The organism is Tolypothrix bouteillei VB521301 (genome assembly GCF_000760695.4).
Lineage (GTDB): Bacteria > Cyanobacteriota > Cyanobacteriia > Cyanobacteriales > Nostocaceae > Scytonema > Scytonema bouteillei_A.
The window spans coordinates 8,254,795-8,273,355 of record NZ_JHEG04000001.1 but is presented as its reverse complement, the minus strand read 5'-3'; the positions used below and the strand labels follow the sequence as shown (position 1 = coordinate 8,273,355).

At 42.6% G+C, this 18,561-nt stretch carries 18 protein-coding genes and 1 riboswitch; of the genes, 14 read left to right on the top strand and 4 right to left on the bottom strand.

Annotation, left to right across the window (positions count from 1 at the left end):
* Positions 1–231: 231 nt before the first annotated feature.
* From HC643_RS33860 to HC643_RS33840, 5 genes are all read left to right on the top strand, one after another.
* Positions 232–1,839 carry an FAD-dependent oxidoreductase gene (locus HC643_RS33860; protein ID WP_050046559.1) on the top strand — a complete coding sequence of 536 codons (1,608 nt, stop codon included), beginning with the start codon at positions 232–234 and terminating at the stop codon, positions 1,837–1,839.
* A gap of 57 nt (positions 1,840–1,896) precedes the next feature.
* Positions 1,897–2,226, top strand: a complete 330-nt coding sequence (locus tag HC643_RS33855) for a 4Fe-4S binding protein (RefSeq protein WP_038082337.1) — start codon at positions 1,897–1,899, stop codon at positions 2,224–2,226.
* 43 nt (positions 2,227–2,269) lie between these two features.
* Positions 2,270–3,334 (top strand): ABC transporter substrate-binding protein, encoded by a 1,065-nt coding sequence (locus tag HC643_RS33850; protein ID WP_237266006.1) that lies wholly within the window; start codon positions 2,270–2,272, stop codon positions 3,332–3,334.
* A gap of 251 nt (positions 3,335–3,585) precedes the next feature.
* Complete coding sequence (locus HC643_RS33845) at positions 3,586–4,545, top strand: D-2-hydroxyacid dehydrogenase (protein WP_038082340.1); 960 nt, start codon at positions 3,586–3,588, stop codon at positions 4,543–4,545.
* The gene (locus HC643_RS33840) at positions 4,517–5,794 is read left to right on the top strand and encodes an MFS transporter (protein ID WP_038082341.1); all 1,278 of its coding nucleotides are present in this window, start codon (positions 4,517–4,519) and stop codon (positions 5,792–5,794) included. The genes HC643_RS33845 and HC643_RS33840 overlap by 29 nt, the downstream gene beginning before the upstream one ends.
* Positions 5,795–5,887: 93 nt before the next feature.
* Here the strand turns inward: HC643_RS33840 and HC643_RS33835 are convergent, their stop codons facing one another.
* Entirely contained in the window at positions 5,888–6,685 is a 798-nt protein-coding gene (locus tag HC643_RS33835) for a hypothetical protein (RefSeq protein WP_038082342.1), read from the bottom strand.
* 506 nt (positions 6,686–7,191) lie between these two features.
* On the opposite strand from HC643_RS33835, the gene HC643_RS33830 reads away from it, so the two are divergent.
* The 4 genes from HC643_RS33830 (at position 7,192) to HC643_RS33815 (ending at position 11,445) form a co-directional block, all read left to right on the top strand.
* Positions 7,192–7,590: a hypothetical protein gene (locus HC643_RS33830; protein WP_038082343.1), complete on the top strand. Its 399-nt coding sequence runs from the start codon at positions 7,192–7,194 to the stop codon at positions 7,588–7,590.
* An 859-nt stretch (positions 7,591–8,449) separates the two neighbouring features.
* Entirely contained in the window at positions 8,450–9,244 is a 795-nt protein-coding gene (locus HC643_RS33825) for an endonuclease/exonuclease/phosphatase family protein (RefSeq protein WP_038082344.1), read from the top strand.
* Between the two features lie 338 nt (positions 9,245–9,582).
* Positions 9,583–10,032, top strand: coding sequence for a DMT family transporter (locus HC643_RS33820; protein WP_038082346.1), 450 nt, complete (start codon positions 9,583–9,585; stop codon positions 10,030–10,032).
* A gap of 228 nt (positions 10,033–10,260) precedes the next feature.
* Entirely contained in the window at positions 10,261–11,445 is a 1,185-nt protein-coding gene (locus tag HC643_RS33815) for an alpha/beta hydrolase-fold protein (protein ID WP_038082348.1), read from the top strand.
* Between the two features lie 224 nt (positions 11,446–11,669).
* Here the strand turns inward: HC643_RS33815 and HC643_RS33810 are convergent, their stop codons facing one another.
* Positions 11,670–12,104: an NUDIX hydrolase gene (locus HC643_RS33810; protein ID WP_038082349.1), complete on the bottom strand. Its 435-nt coding sequence runs from the start codon at positions 12,102–12,104 to the stop codon at positions 11,670–11,672.
* Positions 12,105–12,379: 275 nt separating this feature from the next.
* Here HC643_RS33810 and HC643_RS33805 point away from each other — a divergent pair, with 275 nt between their 5' ends.
* The 3 genes from HC643_RS33805 to HC643_RS33795 all read left to right on the top strand — a co-directional run bounded on the left by HC643_RS33805 (position 12,380) and on the right by HC643_RS33795 (position 14,683).
* Positions 12,380–12,634 (top strand): DUF7219 family protein, encoded by a 255-nt coding sequence (locus tag HC643_RS33805; RefSeq protein ID WP_038082350.1) that lies wholly within the window; start codon positions 12,380–12,382, stop codon positions 12,632–12,634.
* Between the two features lie 156 nt (positions 12,635–12,790).
* Complete coding sequence (locus HC643_RS33800; RefSeq protein ID WP_038082351.1) at positions 12,791–13,990, top strand: NAD(P)/FAD-dependent oxidoreductase; 1,200 nt, start codon at positions 12,791–12,793, stop codon at positions 13,988–13,990.
* 45 nt (positions 13,991–14,035) lie between these two features.
* Positions 14,036–14,683, top strand: a complete 648-nt coding sequence (locus HC643_RS33795) for an HAD-IA family hydrolase (RefSeq protein ID WP_038082368.1) — start codon at positions 14,036–14,038, stop codon at positions 14,681–14,683.
* 63 nt (positions 14,684–14,746) lie between these two features.
* On the opposite strand, the gene pirA is transcribed toward HC643_RS33795, so the two are convergent.
* Both pirA and HC643_RS33785 read right to left on the bottom strand, forming a co-directional pair.
* On the bottom strand, positions 14,747–15,145 hold the full coding sequence (gene pirA, locus HC643_RS33790; RefSeq protein ID WP_038082352.1) for an arginine synthesis PII-interacting regulator PirA: 399 nt from the start codon (positions 15,143–15,145) through the stop codon (positions 14,747–14,749).
* Positions 15,146–15,196: 51 nt separating this feature from the next.
* Positions 15,197–15,288, bottom strand: a riboswitch (Glutamine riboswitch).
* A 287-nt stretch (positions 15,289–15,575) separates the two neighbouring features.
* Entirely contained in the window at positions 15,576–17,063 is a 1,488-nt protein-coding gene (locus HC643_RS33785) for an aminotransferase class I/II-fold pyridoxal phosphate-dependent enzyme (RefSeq protein WP_082051862.1), read from the bottom strand.
* A gap of 89 nt (positions 17,064–17,152) precedes the next feature.
* Between HC643_RS33785 and HC643_RS33780 the strand changes: the two genes are divergently transcribed.
* Complete coding sequence (locus tag HC643_RS33780) at positions 17,153–17,356, top strand: hypothetical protein (protein WP_050046560.1); 204 nt, start codon at positions 17,153–17,155, stop codon at positions 17,354–17,356.
* Positions 17,357–17,407: 51 nt separating this feature from the next.
* The gene (gene ychF, locus HC643_RS33775) at positions 17,408–18,499 is read left to right on the top strand and encodes a redox-regulated ATPase YchF (protein ID WP_038082358.1); all 1,092 of its coding nucleotides are present in this window, start codon (positions 17,408–17,410) and stop codon (positions 18,497–18,499) included.
* The last annotated feature ends 62 nt before the right edge of the window (positions 18,500–18,561 follow it).

Sequence of the window (18,561 nt, the reverse complement as noted above, 5' to 3'; positions counted from 1 at the left end):
CCCAAGAAACTATGCAAAACTCTCCTATTAGGTTAATGCGGTAAATCTACCAATTAACCGTATTTTATAGATGCCAATGCGAACTCGATCGGCAGCTTTTGCTAGAAAGCTGCTGGTTTTCATCCTTACACGAGTGGTTTGTCACATGAATTTTGATGGAGTTGCGTATCTGGCAGCCCCTCACAATTCATGCGGTCAAAGACTAGCAAACAATCATCAGGAATCCCTATTATGAAGCATTCATCTACAGGCGATTTTGACCCAAACATACAAGCAGATGTACTCGTTATAGGAGGCGGTCCTGCTGGCACTTGGGCTGCTTGGAGTGCAGCAACTTCCGGTGGGAATGTTGTTCTCGTAGATAAAGGATATTGCGGTACAAGTGGATGTGCGGCTGCATCTGGAAATGGTGTGTGGTATGTACCGCCCGATCCAGAAGCAAGGGAAGCAGCTATGGCATCTCGCGAAGCTTTGGGTGGCTATTTATCAAACCGCGATTGGATGAAGCGGGTTCTCGATCGAACCTATACCAACGTGAACTTGCTTGCTGACTGGGGTTATCCCTTTCCTACAGATGATGAGGGCAAACCCTACCGCCGTTCTTTGCAGGGTCCAGAGTATATGCGACTGATGCGAAAGCAAGTCAAACGGGCAGGGGTAACAATTTTAGATCATAGCCCAGCTTTGCAACTGCTTGTAGATTCTGAGGGTACAGTTGCAGGAGCAACCGGAGTCCATCGTCAGTCTGGTAAAACATGGATGGTTCGGGCTGGGGCGGTCATCATTGCAACTGGAGGCTGTGCTTTTTTAAGTAAAGCACTCGGGTGCAATGTCTTGACAGGGGACGGCTACCTCATGGCAGCCGAAGCGGGTGCTCAAATGTCAGGTATGGAATTTTCTAATGCCTATGCGATCGCACCCGCTTTTTCTTCCGTTACCAAAACCCTATTTTACAACTGGGCAACATTTACTTACGAAGACGGCACACCAATTCCGGGTGCGGGATCGCAACGAGGTCGTTCCGTTATTGCCCAAACCCTTTTGACACAACCAGTGTATGCCATATTGGACAAAGCAGAAGAAGATATGAGGGCAGCTATGCGGAAAGCACAGCCTAACTTCTTCTTACCATTTGACCGTGCGGGTATCGATCCATTCACCCAACACTTTCCCGTCACGCTCCGTTTAGAAGGAACCGTGCGCGGTACTGGCGGAATCAGAATTATAGATAATACCTGTGCCACATCTGTTGCGGGATTGTATGCAGCAGGAGATGCTGCAACAAGAGAATTAGTTTGTGGAGGATTCACAGGAGGCGGTAGCCATAATGCAGCTTGGGCATTGTCTTCCGGTTATTGGGCAGGGCAGTCTGCGGCATCCTACGCCAAACAACTAGGAGAGCGAGCAAAAGTTCGCGACACCGAACCAATAGGCGAAATTGCATTCAATCCTACAAGCAAACACACTCTTAACGTGGAAGAAGCAATTCGGGCAACTCAAGCCGAAGTCTTCCCATACGATCGCAATTATTTCCGCACCGAAAAAGGCTTGACAGAATCCCTACACAACTTAGATGACCTTTGGAAAGAAATCCGCACTAGCCTTGCAGTGAACGATCGCAATCTCATCCGAGCAAGAGAAGCCGCAGCGATGGTAGCAACGGCAAGATGGATGTATAACAGCGCTCTAGCAAGGAAAGAGACTCGCGGAATGCACAAACATTTAGACTATCCACAACAAGACACCAATCAACAGCGTTCTTTAGTTAGTGGAGGTTTAGATAAAGTGTGGGTTAAGGGACTGGAGGCTGAGAACTGGGGACTGGGAAGTAAAAACTAGAAAAAAGAAACTTCCCAATCTCCAATCTCCAATCTCCAACATCTAAGGAGTAAGAGCATGATAGAGTTAGTCAGTGAGTCAAAGTGCATTGAGTGTAATGTGTGCGTAAACGTTTGTCCAACAAACGTATTCGATATGGTACCAGATGCACCGCCAACTATTGCCAGACAAAGCGACTGTCAAACCTGTTTCATGTGTGAGTTGTATTGTCCCACAGACGCTCTTTATGTCGCACCCCAAGTTGAGCCACTTGAGTCAGTCAATGAACAAGTTTTGGCTGAAAAAGGGTTTTTGGGAAGTTACCGCCGAGACATTGGCTGGGGACGCGGGCGTGAAAGCGGGGCAAAACAAGACTCAACTTACGAGTTGTTGAAGCATATGAAGTAACACAACAAGTTTTTAAGCACATCACACATATCAATATCTGACTATGAAAAGGAAGTGTCACTCTGTTCGCGATTCCTACCTCATGCAGATTCTACCAAGTTCAAAAGTTCTGCCAAAAGCAAGCAGACCAGCTAAATTCACAGCCCTAGTTACACTTGTGCCATTGTTTTTGGGAGTGTTTCACGGTTCGAGTCCAACTTTATCTCAACCTGCATCAAGCAATGGTGCTACCCTACGTCTTGGTTATATTAGTAGCGGCGGTGGTAAAAGCCCAATAGGACCTGCGGGATGGGCGCTTCATAAAGGTCGCCTCAAGCCAGAGTTGCAGAAGTTGGGTATTACAGAGTTGCGATTGCTTAGTTTTCCTAACGGACCAAACCTCAATGAAGCCTTAGTAGCAGGTCAAGTAGACGTTGGGATTTATGGTGATACACCAGCTATTGTAGCTCGCTCTAATGGGGTACCAACAAAATTGATCGGTCAAGAACAGGTAGGTACAAATGCTTGGTTAGTGGCTAAAAAAAATGGGCCTCGTTCATTAGCAGAGTTGAAAGGGCAAAAAGTAGCTACATCAAAAGGGTCCTATATGCACCGCTATTTGATAGGATTGTTACAAAAGTCCGGTATTGCCCAACAAGTCACTGTTGTTCACTTATTACCTCCTGAAGCACAAGCAGCATTAGAAAGAGGCAATGTAGCTGCGATCGCAGCAGCAACCGGAACAGGTCCCCTTTTACGTGCTAAAGGATATCCAGTTCTGGATGAAGCCGTCAAACATCCAGATTTACCTGGCACAAGCGTGGCTGTAGCAACCGAAACTTTTCTGACTAAGTATCCCGATTTTCCCAAAACATGGAATCGAATTAGACAAACATCACTCAAAGAAATCAAAGCTCGTCCACAAGAGTATTACCAATTTCACGCTCAAGCGTCTGGATACCCAGTCGATATTGTGAAAGCTTCTTTTCCTTTATCACAATTTCCTGAAGAACCACTACCAGCAAGGGGGCTGCAACTGTTAGAAAGTACAAAGAAGTTTTTAGTTTCACAAAAACTTGCCAGAGCGGATTTTCCACTCAGTGAGTGGATTCACAATCAAAAACAATAGTAAAAAATTATACTTGTTTTTCATCTCCGACGTTTTAACCTACCTCAACCTCTCCGATTTAGCTAACTTGTGCGTAGAAGTGAGATTTACCTCCCTTAATCTCCCCGATAGAGGGAAGCGAATTTTCAGTTCCTTCTTTATAAAGAGGAGGGTTAGGGTGGAGTAAAGTTCGCTATTACAGACTTGTGTGTACACCGTAACTTAATAAAGGAGAGGCTTCTCTAAATTTATCTGTCATTTATAACTAAACAATGAAACTTATATTACCTACAGACATTGTAGAAGACCTCAAACCACAACTACCTTCAGACGTCAATGTTGTACGTCTAGATAGTGATGGCAATATTGATGGCGATGCGACAGATGCTGAAGTTTATTTCAGTTGGTTTTTGCTAAAACCGACAATCTTAAATACAGTACTAGAAGCAGCACCAAAACTACGGTGGCATCATGCACCTAATGCTGGCGTCGATCGCATTCTCACACCAACGAACTTGGAACAGTACTTAAAACGCGATATTACTCTCACCAATGGGGCGGGAGTTCATTCGATCCCCATAGCTGAATTTGCGATCGCTTTTATGCTAGCTCATGCCAAGCATCTGCGAGAATTATACGATTTACAAGACCAACATCTCTGGAAAAGAGGTTTTCCCATCCGAGAATTATTAGATTCAACTCTATTAATTATTGGTGCTGGTGGTATTGGACAAGAGATTGCTGCTCGTGCTAAAGCCTTTGGTATGAGAATATTGGGAAGTCGCCGCGATCCCCAAGCATTACCAAATTTCGATAAAATTGTGGGTGCAGATGAATGGCGTTCTCTTCTCTCTGAATCAGACTATGTCGTTGTTGCAACACCGCTGACCCCGGAAACTAGGGGTTTGATAGATGAAGCAGCACTGCAAGCCATGCGTCCTGACACCTACTTGATTAATATAGCTCGCGGTGGAGTTGTAGATGAACCTGCATTGATCAAAGCTCTCCAAGAAGGTTGGATTGCAGGTGCTGGATTAGACACAGTATTGACCGAACCCTTACCACCCGAAAGCCCTTTGTGGTCGCTTCCCAACGTCTTTCTAACACCACACTGCACCGGTCACTCTCCAAGAGTCAAAGAACGCACTCTAGCTCTTTTTTTAGATAATTTAGAACGTTACCGTACAGGGAGATCCCTACGAAATGTGGTGGACAAAAAAGCAGGCTACTGAATCATCTCAACAACACGATCCCTATGCAGCATGGCGCTACCGCGATTACTGTTTTTATGCACTCGGTCACAACCTCTTACTTTTAGGCAACCAAATGCAAAGCGTTGCTATTGGTTGGGAACTTTACGAACGAACGGGTTCGGCATTGATTTTAGGTGGAGTTGGTTTAGTACAGGTTATACCTGTTATCTTACTGACTTTACCTGCAGGTCATATTGCAGATAGGTGGGATCGCAAGCGCACTGTCTTGTTGACCACTTTAATGCTGGCATTATGCTCCCTTGGTTTAGCAGTTTTATCTTATGCGCGAGGTTCAATACCTCTTATTTATGTTTGTTTGCTTTTAGGTGGTGTTGCTAAAGCCTTCAATAACCCAGCATCTTCAGCTCTTCTACCTCAACTCATACCGTTAGAAGTGTTTGGTAATGCAGCAACATGGAATAGCAGTGGGTTTCAGCTAGCTGCAGTACTCGGTCCGGCTTTGGGAGGATGGGCGATCGCACTCACAACAAGTGCTACATCAGTTTATGTTATAGATGCCGTGCTGATTTTAATTTGCTTTGGCTTAATTGCAAAAATTAGCGAGGTACAAGCAGTACGTGCGATCGAACCTCTAAGTGTTAAAAGTCTATCAGCAGGGCTCAATTTTGTCTGGAAGCAAAAAATTATATTTGCTGCCATTACTTTGGACTTGTTTGCAGTCTTATTTGGTGGAGCAGTTGCTTTACTACCAATTTATGCTAAGGACATCCTGCAAGTTGGTCCTTCCGGTTTGGGATGGCTGCGTGCTGCACCCGCTTTTGGAGCTTTGACAATGGCGCTGTCTCTAGCTCACTTACCACCTATGAAAAAAGCAGGCAAAGCACTGTTATGGTCAGTTGCGGGATTTGGTGTTGTGACTGTTGTTTTTGGGCTGTCGCAATCGTTTTGGCTCTCGATGTTAATGCTTGCATTGAGTGGAGCTTTGGATAATATCAGCGTAGTCATCCGTCATACTTTAGTACAAATAGGTACACCGGATCGACTGCGGGGAAGAGTCTCTGCAGTAAACGGTGTATTCATTAGTATATCTAACGAATTAGGAGCTTTTGAATCCGGATTTGTTGCAGCTTTTTTCGGACCTATTTTTTCTGTAGTCAGTGGTGGTCTTGGAACACTGTTAGTTGTGCTGATGATTGCTTTATTGTTTCCAGAAATTCGCCGCTTGCGATCGCTTCAAGAAATTGATAGCACTGGATTGAATGCTTGAGGTTAAGTTGGTGGGGAGCGAAGGCTCCCTCACTTCTCAATTAAATCCCAACATATAACTTTGACTGCGTCTAACTCTTGATATTATTTTGAGTCACTTTTGCTTCAAATCAATCACTTTTTTTCCATCAGATCCAACAACGTAAAAATTTTGAGGGTAGACCCATTGTGTCTCTAAAGGTCCGTGGATTTGAATACCTGTCATGACAGCATAATGGAATATAGAAGAGTTTAAAGTCTTCAAAAGCTTTTCTATATCTTTAGAAATAATCTGGCCAGCTAACTTTGTGATCTCAACTAAATCGGGTTTATCTCCATATTGGAGGGTAGAAATAATTTTCTGACGAACAATGCTTTGCTCAATGTCTTGCATATCAGTTTCTAGATGGAGACATCCTAATTCCAGTTCTTTGACAATCGCTTCCAATGCACCGCAAGCATGAGAAGGTTTGTCGAGACCTTGGCGGTAGACTTTCCCAATCTCACCATACCGCGAAATCGCAATATGAGGCATGGCATAAAAAGTGAAACGACGCAGACCGTCAAAGATGGGAGTATGGTCCATTGCTGCTGCCAAACCCGTTTTGCCCATCGTGATGAACCCTGCTAAGCTGCAACAGTTGAATGTTTTCCCCCAATATCTAATGACGGCATCAAAGAGTGGATCTGTAATCTCATCACGACATATAGCTACCATACCCATTGTGTTTTCATCAATAAAGCCATGGGAATTCAAACACTCATAGGTCTTGCTCATATAGCTTTCTAATGGCAAAGTTCCTGGGAAATGACTTTGAACCGTTTGGTGGAAAGCAGGAAACACATTAGGATTGTAGCCATTTAGATCTTGCACAATGGTTTCTTGTTCTCGAACGTGGTAGTTTTGTATCATAATATGACTGCTAAACTTAACACTTCTTAATGGTTATAGCAAATATTGAGTCGTGAAGCCCTGATTGAAGTTGGAATTCATTTAGGATTTCTTGCAGCATCTGAGTTAATTTGAACAATGGCATCTTCCCTACCACTCAGACCTGAGTATTTATACGTATTTTAAGCAAACGAATCGCACACAAAATTTTACTTTGTATCCATTTTTACACGTGTTTTATTTAGCATCCTATAACACTTTCAAATTTTGGACAACTTACATAAGCTTCCATCCTTAAGGAAGCTTGAATGAAAATGAAAAATTTTCTAAAAATGTTATCGGCTGTATATTCTTCAATATTTTTAGTATAAATTGAGTCGATTCTATCCAATCTTGTTTTGATAACCATAGCCAAATCGAGTTATGTTTGGCTGTGTTTGCTGAGAGAGCAGATCTTGGACAAAATCTTCCGAAAAAGGACAATTTCAGTTTGTAGATAAAGCTATACAAACTTAAACAAACCAATTATGAAAAACGTAGATTGCAAAGGGACGAAATCTCTTTTGGGAATTTTAGCTATAGCTTCTGGAACTGCTTCCATATTAACAGCAACACTGGGAATAGCGAAGCCTGCTCTTGCCGCTAGAGGAATATTTAGCTGTAGCGCTGAAGGTGTAGTTGTTGAAGTTTCTCGACTCAACACCGGAACACTTCGTTATTCCGCATATAATATACCCACGACATTACAACGCCCGGATCTTATAATTGATAATGGTACAGTTAGATATAATCGAAATGGAGAGACAGTTTACAGATTTAGAAATAGAAACTATCAATATGTAGCCGTTAAAGATTCAGGTTATGGTAGGGTTTTGGTATATAGAAATAATCAACTAATCGCTACAAAATATTGTGGAGATGTTTAAAAATAACTGCAATAAAAAATTATTAATTCTCTAAATTAACTTTTATTCACTCTTGGTAAATAGAGTTAAGTAGAGCGCAAACTAAACTTCTTTACCAGAAGAGTATGATTATTACCCCTATACAATCTTATTCTAGTACAGTTCAGCGTAAATAAAGCAACCATTAGTGACAGAGAAAAAGCTTACGCGTTCGGATTCTAAATAGGATTGCTTTAGCTCTGTTAGATATTTTTATCTAAAACATTAACCTCCTCAGCATTGGACAAATTTTTAGCTCAGTTATGATGCGGAAAGTGCCATTCAGATAGAGAATGGCACTTTTTTCAGTCAAAAACTTAAAAACTCCCCGCTACCCAAACTGGCTAGAGAGGAAGTGCAATAGGGCTATGGGAGATAGCGATCGCCAATAAAATCAAAATTTTCTGTAGATTTACTGACTGGATCTGGCAACAGATTTTTGTAAGCGCTATATTTTTAGAATTGCACCAAATTTCACAATTGGCTAGTGTTTTTTTCGACCTTATCCAAAAAAATACATAGAGAACAAGTTAGTTATAAGTACTGATTCTTTTTGCTGAAATATTTATTTTTCATGAAGACAATCCTTTTATTATTCACAATATATAAATTTTTATCTGACCTCTGATATAGAAAGCCAACACAAATTAAGTTTGACTATCGCTCATCAAATTTCATCTCACTTCTGTACTCTCAATCAAGCTCTGTCAAAGACAATAGTACTGCTGACTGTTGAATCTACCGTACTTTGCCAGATTCAGTAATAATTTTAATTAAGTATCTCATTAGCCCTTGAGTGTAACCCAATCAATTAGTCACTTCTTTTTTAAAAATTCTGAGTATGGTTAAATTAGCCACAATTAATATCCTGTTCGATTTAGAAGAGTGGGAGCAGCGACGGTCTCTATTAGTCGATGGACTAGCAGCAGAGCAAGCTGACCTGATTGCTTTACAAGAGGTTAAGCTGCCAGAAAATACAGCGTTGGAGCTTGCAGAGCGGCTCGGTATGCCTTACGTGCAGTTAGTGCAAGAGCCAACATTAGGTTTACAACAAAAGACTCACACAATAGCAATTCTGAGTCGCCATCCATTTGTTTTACAAGAAGTACTCGATTTACAAAGTCAAGGACGTTTTGCCCAGTACGTTCAGGTTGTTATAGACGGTCAACCGTTGGTGTTCTGCAACGGACACTATTACTGGTATCCTGGTTCGCATCCAGAACGCGATCGTCAGGTACAGTTGCTGCTTGACTGGTTAAGTCATCTGCCACAAGAGATGCCAATTGTAGCTGTCGGTGATTTCAACGGTACACCGGAAACAAGTGCCATCGCTCTCATGCGATCGCGATTCTCCTCAGCTTATGCTGCACATCACAGTCATGAGCCAGAGTACACTTGTCCGACACCTCTTGCTCGCCGTACATGGAAAAAAGCACTGCGTCTACTGATAAGAGATTGGAGATCTAACCGTACCTTACGTCCTTGGCGCGGCACACTAGATTACATTTTTGTTAACCAGCACATCCGCGTGCAAGATGCATATATTATTCTTGATAAACCTGCACCATCAAGCCGTACCTTATATCCCTCTGACCACTTTGGCATTGCTGCTGTTGTGGAAATAGTGGGAAGTTAATCAATCATGCGATGATACCGTGTTTTTTCCCTAGCAAGAATATCTTTAACGGTTGCACGATCGCGCTTAATCTACTGCCACTTTTTTATAAGAAAAACGGTTTAAAGTCATAGGTAGCGGGAATGTCGTTGATAGTTGCGCCATACTCGTTCCAGTAGGTCGCAGGATCGAGTTGTTTAGCATAGCGATCCGTAGTAGGTTATGAGAACAAGTTTTTGGACAGTTTTGGAAAAAGAAATTTGGACACAAAGAAGCCAGGTATTATCTGTTTCTTGGCGTGCATCTCCCAAACTACTTTTAATCTGGTAATTTCATCCTGTAATCCACAACTGTACATCATGGTTACAAAACTCGTCCTCTTTCTTCTAGTCGCACTTGGTGGAGCGGGTCTTACACTTCAGATGGCTTGGAATGCTCGTTTGCGAACTTCAACAGGCTCTCCGGTTCTCACGACGATGATCTCAGTATTCGTAACTCTCGTTTCACTCGCTCTGTTGTGGGCCAGTGGAACGACTGACCGGGGCTCCATCCCTGCGTTTAATTCTCTTCCAAAATGGGCCTGGTTTGGTGGCATTTTTGCCGCTTACTACCTTGTGGCGTCTCTGATTGCAATCCCAAAATTAGGTACCGCAGTAGTTTTTTCTCTCGTGATTGCCGGACAGATGGTTGCGGCACTCATCTTGGATTCTACAGGCGCATTTGGTGTTCCTCAGATTTCCCTCAACACGTCTCGCGTCTTGGGAACAGTATTATTGCTGATTGGAGTCATCTTCATTCAAAGACATTGAGAAACACCTAACCAAGGGCTGTAGCTAAACTGGTCATGGTTCACGTGAGGGTGAAAGCAGAATTCCCCAACTTCTAGTTGGGGGAGTGGCGCAAAATCAATTTTTTGCTGAGATTCTTTAAGAAGTTTGATAAATGTAACACTGAATAAAGGCAGTCTTTACCATTACATTCTCTTCGCGTATATTCGTACAGTTAACCTTTAACAATTGCTGACGTTTTCTTTGCTTATGACTGCAACTCTAAGTACAAGCGTCATTCCCAGCGCCGAGCAGATCGCTAAGACTCAGGAAGCCATTAATACATATATTCGCAGCATTGATACCAACCCAAATCATCGATCTGGTGCTTACCCCTACTATCGTTTTCACGATCCAGGAAAACCTATTCGTGGAACGGTGCTGCTGTTCCACGGCTTAAGTGCTAGTCCTCACCAAATGTGGCGATTGGCTGATTACTTATTTTCTAATGGGTTTAATTTCTATCAGCCCTCGATTGCAGGTCATGTCTTGCTTCCACCAGACAAATACTGGCCTCAAATCGATTTGAAGCCAGAAATTGCTAATCCCTTGCGTCAAAAGGTTCAGCAAGACTGGGTTATGCAAAACTTCTTGTCCAATTTAGCAACAGCAGACACGAGTAACTTTAAGCGTCCCAATTTGTTCATCACTGCTGCCTTGGTTGCTCGTATTTTCAAAATCGAGCCACGTCTACTCGATATAATTAAGGCGCTCCAGAAGCAGGACGATCCAGATTTTGACAAGTATTTTATCTCGTCCCATATGAATTATCTCATCGAAGCTCGTGCCAGACTAGCCGAACTAGATACCATGCCGGGACCAATTTATACTCTTGGGCTATCAGTAGGAGGAGCCGTGGCGCTAGCGCTGGCGGCGGACAGACCGGACCGGGTTAAAAAAGTTGTAGCTTATGCACCACTATTGAAAATTTATAGCGAAGAGCGACGGCAGTATGTTCTGTTAACTGGACCACTTGATATTCGCGAGACAGGTTGGGACCCAAATCTACAATTTCCTGTTGGGGTATTTACTGCTTGCGATCGCTTTGGTGGATTTGTCCGCAATGCCAAGAATCTAGCTAGTTTACAAAATGTTCCTACATTTCTCGTGCTAACTGAAAATGAGGATGCTGCCGATGTCCAAACTAACAAAGACTTTTTTAACAAGATTGGTGGTGAGCGAAAAGGGCATTGCTTGTACACCTATCCTACAACCGATCTTGTACCGCATCCAATGGTTGACCCAACAGAAGTCAGCCAAAATATGAGCAATCGCTTTTGGCAAAGCCTTTACCAAGAAACTTTCCGCTTCCTCACCACTGGTAAGGTTAATGCTAGCAACATGAGTAGCATTGGTCAGGAATCAGATGTGCCTGTTGTTGCCCCTGTTTCTTAAAGGTCGCTAATAGAAATCTCTGGAAATAAGGGAGTCACTCAGACTGTAAGGGGTTTTCATCTATTTTTCTTATAATCTTTTGACTGAGCCACAGGTTTTTACCAGAAAGTCGGGTTTTTATAAAGTTGCGATCGCAATTATGTTACCCCATGGCTTTGTAGAGACGCTATGAATAGCAAGTCTCTACAAAGAAACCTGATGTTTAATACTGTAAAGTCGTGTAGCTATCGAAAATCGCAATAATATGGTTGAGTTTTCAGAAACTGCTTCAGTATTCGCTTGAGTGAATTTCTTTTAATCACGCGAACTGCTTCACGAGCATCCAACCATTGTCGTTTTCTTTGAGTCACTTCCGGATAATTATCGCTGACTTGCTCAACAAATAGTGTATAAAGTTTGACTTTGTGATTCTTGCCTCGTTTGCGATATCTGTAGCTTCCCAATACATTAGTATTGACTTGTCCTACAACTCCAGCTTCTTCCCATGCTTCTTTTGCTGCAGATATGGGTGGACTCATCCCCTTGCAAATTCCCCCTTTGGGAATTAACCAATTTTTGCGGTTAGAAGTTGTAACTAATAAGACTTCAAGTTTTCCGTTGTCTATCCGATATGGAAGTACGCCAGATTGTGTAAGTACCTTTTTGTTTTTCTGACCCATATTTACTCACGAACCTTTTTAATTAACTTTTGTATAATTTTGACTGGTTTAAGCCACGTATGATGCATCAGCAAAAACAATTTCTACGTGACTCTCTCATCCATAAATTTAATCTATTGATTCAAGGCTTGTTGCGATCGCAATTTAGTCAAGTAATCATGACATTTCGGACGAACTCAACGACTCCGGTAAATTTATGGATAAGGTGTAGTAAAGATTTTAGGTTGGACAGAAAGTTAAGGTAAGATTAATTTATTTAAGAAAAGGTTAATAAAATGGAAGCATCCAAGTCAATAAATAAAAGCAGTTTTCTCTACCCTTGCGGGCGCTATTACGGTCAAACAAAGCCGGAAAACATAGTATTTAACGCTAACCTTCAAGAATTTACACACAAAGTTAGCATTATTACCAGTTTAGAAACATCTGGAAAACTTTCTCCTTTGGAGGCTTACAACCAGATTCAATCACTTTGGGAACAGTTGAAGCGCAGTAAAACGGAACTGGGGATTGGCAAAGAGGTTTTGCAGTGATTGCTAAGCTTCATAAGTTTGCTCTTTGCGGCGTGTACTACTCTACGCACGCAAAACTGACAGCACAAATTGGGACTCTTGGTTGATGGCAACTGAAGGCGGGAAATCAGTACACTGGAGTAAGTAGCCCTGCTGGGATTCACGTCCGGAAAATCAATGACTCAACAACCTGCTAGAATTTGTATCCTTGGAGGAGGCTTTGGTGGTCTCTACACTGCATTGCGCCTGAGTGAATTGCCTTGGGAAAATTCACAAAAGCCGGAAATTGTTCTGGTAGATAAAAGCGATCGCTTCCTCTTTTCTCCCCTTCTTTACGAATTATTAACTGGAGAATTGCAAACTTGGGAAATTGCCCCACCATTTGAAGAACTTTTACAAGGCACAGGTGTACGCTTTTGTCAAAGCATGGTGTCCGAAATTGATATAGACCAACGACGCATACACCTACATGATGGACCGGAATTGTCTTATGACCGATTGTTATTGGCGTTAGGTGGCGAAACACCCTTAGATATAGTACCGGGAGCAACATCATACGCTTATCCATTCCGGAGTATTACAGACGTTTATCGCTTAGAAGAACGGCTGCGAGTGCTAGAAGAATCAGAAGCAGACAAAATCAGAGTAGCAATTGTTGGTGGTGGATATAGCGGAGTAGAGCTAGCTTGCAAACTAGCAGATAGGCTTGGGGAAAAAGGAAGATTTCGACTGATTGAACTCAGCGATCAAATTTTGAGAACTTCCCCAGAATTCAACAGACAAGCAGCAACCAAAGCTCTAGAAGAACGGGGTGTATTTCTTGATTTAGAAACCAAAGTAGAATCCATCGGATCGGACAGCATCTCCCTAGAGTACAAAAATCAGATTGACACCATTCCTGTAGACTTGGTTATTTGGACAGTGGGAACGAGAGTCTCACCTGTAGTGAGAAATTTACCCATCAAACAAAACCAACGAGGTCAAATCAGTGTAACACCAACTCTTCAAGTTGAAGATCGTGCTGAAATTTTTGCCCTAGGAGATTTAGTAGATTGCCGTGATGCAGACAGTCAGCAAGTTCCTGCAACAGCCCAAGCTGCTTTCCAACAAGCTGATTACGCTGCTTGGAATATCTGGGCAACTTTAACCCATCGTCCTTTGCTACCCTTCCGCTACCAATACTTGGGTGAGATGATGACGTTAGGTCTAGATAATGCAACGCTCACTGGGTTAGGAGTAAAATTAAACGGTCCGCTAGCATACGTTGCTCGACGTCTTGCTTATCTTTATCGACTGCCAACCTTAGACCAAAAATTTAAAGTTGGTTTTAATTGGCTCGCCCGTCCTATTATAGAAACACTAATAAAAAGCAGTTAGTGCTGATTGCTAATTGCTAAAAAGCTAATTGCTAATTGCTTTATGATGGAAAGACCGAAAGTTATCTTTTTAGATGCTGTTGGCACTCTCTTTGGGGTTAAAGGGAGCGTGGGCGAGGTTTACAGTCAAATAGCACAAGAGTTTGGTGTGGAAGTACTGTCTGAAATTTTGAACAAAGCATTTATCCAAAGCTTTAAAACTTCCCCACCGCCTATCTTTCCAGATGCAGAACCACAAGATATTCCTCAATACGAGTTTGAGTGGTGGTATTATATCGCCCGAAACACCTTTGAAAAAGCAGGTGTTTTAGAAAAATTTACCGACTTTTCTACTTTTTTTAGCGAAGTTTACATCCACTTTGGAACAGCAGAACCGTGGATTGTTTATCCTGACGTTCTGCCTGCTTTAGTAAACTGGCGACGACTGGGAATAGAACTAGGTATACTGTCTAATTTTGATTCTCGAATTTATTCAGTGTTACAGGATTTGGAACTCAGAGAGTTTTTTGGCTCGATCACCATTTCTACCCAAGCTGGCGCTGCTAAACCAGACCCTAAAATTTTTGCGACTGCTCTAGAAAAACACAACTGTCCACCTGAAGCCGCATGGCACATTGGTGATAGCGTTGCAGAAGACTACCACGGGGCTAAAACAGCTGGTATCAGGGGGATTTGGATAAATAGGAAGAGCTAATAGCTAATAGCTAATGGCTAATTGTCAATTACCATTAGCTATTAACTATTAGCCATTAGCCTCTTAAGCTATTTGCTTTGCTTCATCCTCTAGCAAGCGAATGAGATTTTCATCTCCCTGTTCTCGAGCAACTTGCAGGCGATGTTCTAAATTACGACGGATACTGGTGAGATGCGCTTTGGCTATCTCATTTGCACATTTTTTGACGCTGCCAGTTTCTACCACACTGGCTTCTTTACAGCGCTGCTTGGACAGCATCATTAATTCTACGTCTAATGGATCGCCGATAGTGTAATTTACACCACGATACTTCAACTCAGCTATGGGTTGAGTCTGAGGAATGTGTCTTGGGTAATGGCGCGTCCAAGCTTTACCCCGATACTTCCCTCGAGTCTCGCCTGCAGTAACTTCGGGATTTAGGGGATTGTGTTCATAATGAGTACCACGATATGTGAGTTTCATTTGTCTCGCCTCTGAATCGAAATGAGTTGTTTGAGTCGTTAAATAGAATGAGGCGCGTTCCTTGGGGATGTTTCCCTACTTCCGTCTCTACAAGAGATTGCGCTGAAAAATCTATTTTCGAGCCTCTTATAAAGATGAACGATTTATTTCTGTATTTATTGTAACAGTTTTTCTGCTAAGTTGGCAAATCATGACAAAAATCTATAGGAATATTTTATGTATATCTTGAGTCGCAAAAGAGATCTCCAGCCTTCTTTCTTAGGGTGTAACAAGGCGAGATGAGGGTATAACAGTAAGATAAATTCATAAAATTTAATAATTTATTCTCTAATCAGAAGGGGTAAGAGGCATAAAACTTCATATCCGCTACGCTGTTGTTATTGTTGTTATTTATAATTTAATAAGACATAAGTTTACGCCAGGGAGTTAGTCAATGACTTTTAACTACCTTCAATGTGTTTAAACTGCTATCTGCACATCCACTAATAAAACCGCCTGTTCTTTGGATGTATTGGAGATAATCTAAAGCTGTTTTGGTAATGACTTCTCCTGGCATCAAAACAGGAATTCCTGGAGGGTAAGGACAAACAATTTCGGCACAAATTCTTTCTGTGGTTTCTTTTAACGGTAAAGTTTCTGTTGCAGCAAAGAACGCTTTACGAGGTGAAAGACACAGAGAATTATTTAAGGATGTTAATTCCGAGCGCATAGAGAAACTATCAATATCACTCCCTATTTGCCAAACTCTACTGTTTATCTTTGTAGAAAGGATTGTGAAAGCTTGCACTAATTTCTCTATATCTTCTTGGGTGTTTCCCAAACTAATAATAAATGTAAGATGTTGTAGGGATGCCAATTCAGCAGTCACGCCTAATTTGTCATTGAGAATTTCTTCTGCTTCAAAGCCAGTTACACCTAAACCAGAAATGGTGACAGTTAAACGTGTTTTATCTAAGGCGATCGCTCCTTGAAAAGCAGGGTTGGGAGAAATTTCTAAAACTGAAAATCCGGGAATTTGACTGATACGGTTTCTGGCATTTTCTGCTAGTTCTAATGTACGCGACATTAACTCTTTGCCATGCAGTGCCATTTGTTGGCGTGCTGCATCTAGAGAAGCTAACAATATATAACTGGGGCTGGTGGATTGCACAAGTTGTAACGCTTTGCTCACTCGATCGGGATCTATCCTATTACCTTGAATGTGCAGCATGGATGCTTGTGTCATTGCACCAAGTACTTTATGTATGGATTGCACTGTTAAATCCGCACCTGCAGCTAAGGCTGGAGTGGGAAGTTGGGGATGAAAGGCAAAGTGTGCGCCATGTGCTTCATCTACAAGTAGGGGAATGTTATGTTGATGGGCAAGGGATGCGATCGCTCTGACATCTCCACACACACCGTAGTATGTAGGGTATACCATCAACACAGCCTTAGCATCTGGATGCTTTTTTAGTGCAGCATGTACGGCGTTGGGTGTGATGCCGTGGGCAAGATCTAAAACGGCGTCGTATTCTGGATAAACGAAAATAGGGATTGCGCCAGAGAGAATTAAGCCTGCGATCGCAGAAGAATGAACATTGCGAGGGAGTATAATTTTGTCATCGGCTTCACAAGTAGCCAGAATTGCTGCTTCGATACCACAAGTAGAGCCATTCACCAGAAACCAAGTTTGTGAAGCACCAAATGCATCTGCAGCTAATTGTTGCGCCTGATGGATAACGCCATTGGGTGAAAAGAGATTATCGAGTTCTGCAAGTTCTGGCAAATCCGCACGAAAGACAGATTGACCAAAAACATCAGTTAACAATGGAGAAATTCCTTGTCCTCGCTTGTGTCCTGGCGTGTAAAAGGGAGCATGAGGGCGTTCTGCACAAGCTTTTAAAGTGTCTAGCAGGGGTGTTTGATTTTGATCGAGCATCGCTGGCAGATATGTTTTTAGGAAGATGTCATTAGCATCTAATGTTATCTAGCTTGGGAATAAGAAATAATCATCTCAGTAGATACAATATGATTTACCCCGATCCCGGACCATTACCAAACGTCCCTCTAACTCCCGACCCAGTACCCCAGCCAATACCGGGACCGGTACCGGAACCAGTACCCGCACCAGCACCGGAACCAGTACCCGCACCAGCACCGGAACCAGTACCAGCGCCCATTCCTCAGCCAGTACCCGGACCAATTCCCCAAACAGTTCCCGGTCCTGTATAGTAGCTGAGCTACTATAATTTAGAATCCAAAATCTAAAATCCAAAATCCAAAATGCTACGAGCCGGAATTGTCGGACTCCCTAACGTTGGAAAATCGACTTTATTTAATGCCGTGGTTGCCAATGCTAAGGCAGAAGCAGCCAATTTTCCCTTCTGTACCATTGAACCGAATGTCGGCGTTGTTGCTGTACCAGATGAACGGTTAGATGTTTTAGCAAAAATTTCCTCCTCAAAACAAATCGTTCCGGCGCGTGTAGAGTTTGTAGATATTGCCGGCTTGGTTAAAGGTGCTAGCCAGGGTGAGGGGCTGGGTAACCAATTTTTGTCTCACATTCGACAAGTGGATGCGATCGTTCATGTGGTACGTTGTTTTGAAAATGACGACATTATCCACGTTGCTGGTTCAGTCGATCCCGTGCGGGACATTGAAATTATCAATCTGGAACTTGGGTTATCTGACTTGGAGCAAGTTAAACGGCGGATAGAACGCACCCGCAAGCAAGCGCGGACTAGCAAAGAAGGACAGATTGAATTAGCTTTACTCGAAAAAATAGCGGTTGCTTTAGATGAAGGGAAATCAGTGCGACAGGTAAGTTTAACTGAAGAAGAAGCTGAGATAGTTAAACCACTGGAATTACTCACTGCAAAACCTATTATTTATGCTGCCAACGTCTCAGAAGATGACCTTTCTACAGGAAATGAATTCGTAGAAAGAGTGCGGGAATTTGCAGCCAAAGAAAATGCCCAAGTTGTGGTTGTTTCGGCTCAAGTGGAATCAGAATTGATTGAGTTACCAGAAGAAGAAAGAGCAGAATTCCTGGAGTCTTTGGGAGTAGAAGAAGGCGGGTTAAAATCGTTAATTCGCGCTACTTATACTCTGCTAGGTTTGCGGACATATTTTACGACTGGGGAAAAAGAAACTCGTGCTTGGACGATCGTAGCAGGGATGTCAGCACCGCAAGCAGCAGGTGTCATTCACAGCGATTTTGAACGCGGATTTATTCGTGCGGAAACAGTTGCTTATAAAGATTTGGTAGCATCTGGCTCAATGAATGGTGCGAAGGAAAAGGGTCTGGTTCGCAGTGAAGGAAAAGAGTACATCGTTCAAGAAGGCGATGTTCTGTTATTCCGTTTTAACGTCTAAGTTTGGGCTACACTGAGCCGCAACCCGTGACGTGTGACCTGTAACCTCGTTCCCAGGCGGAG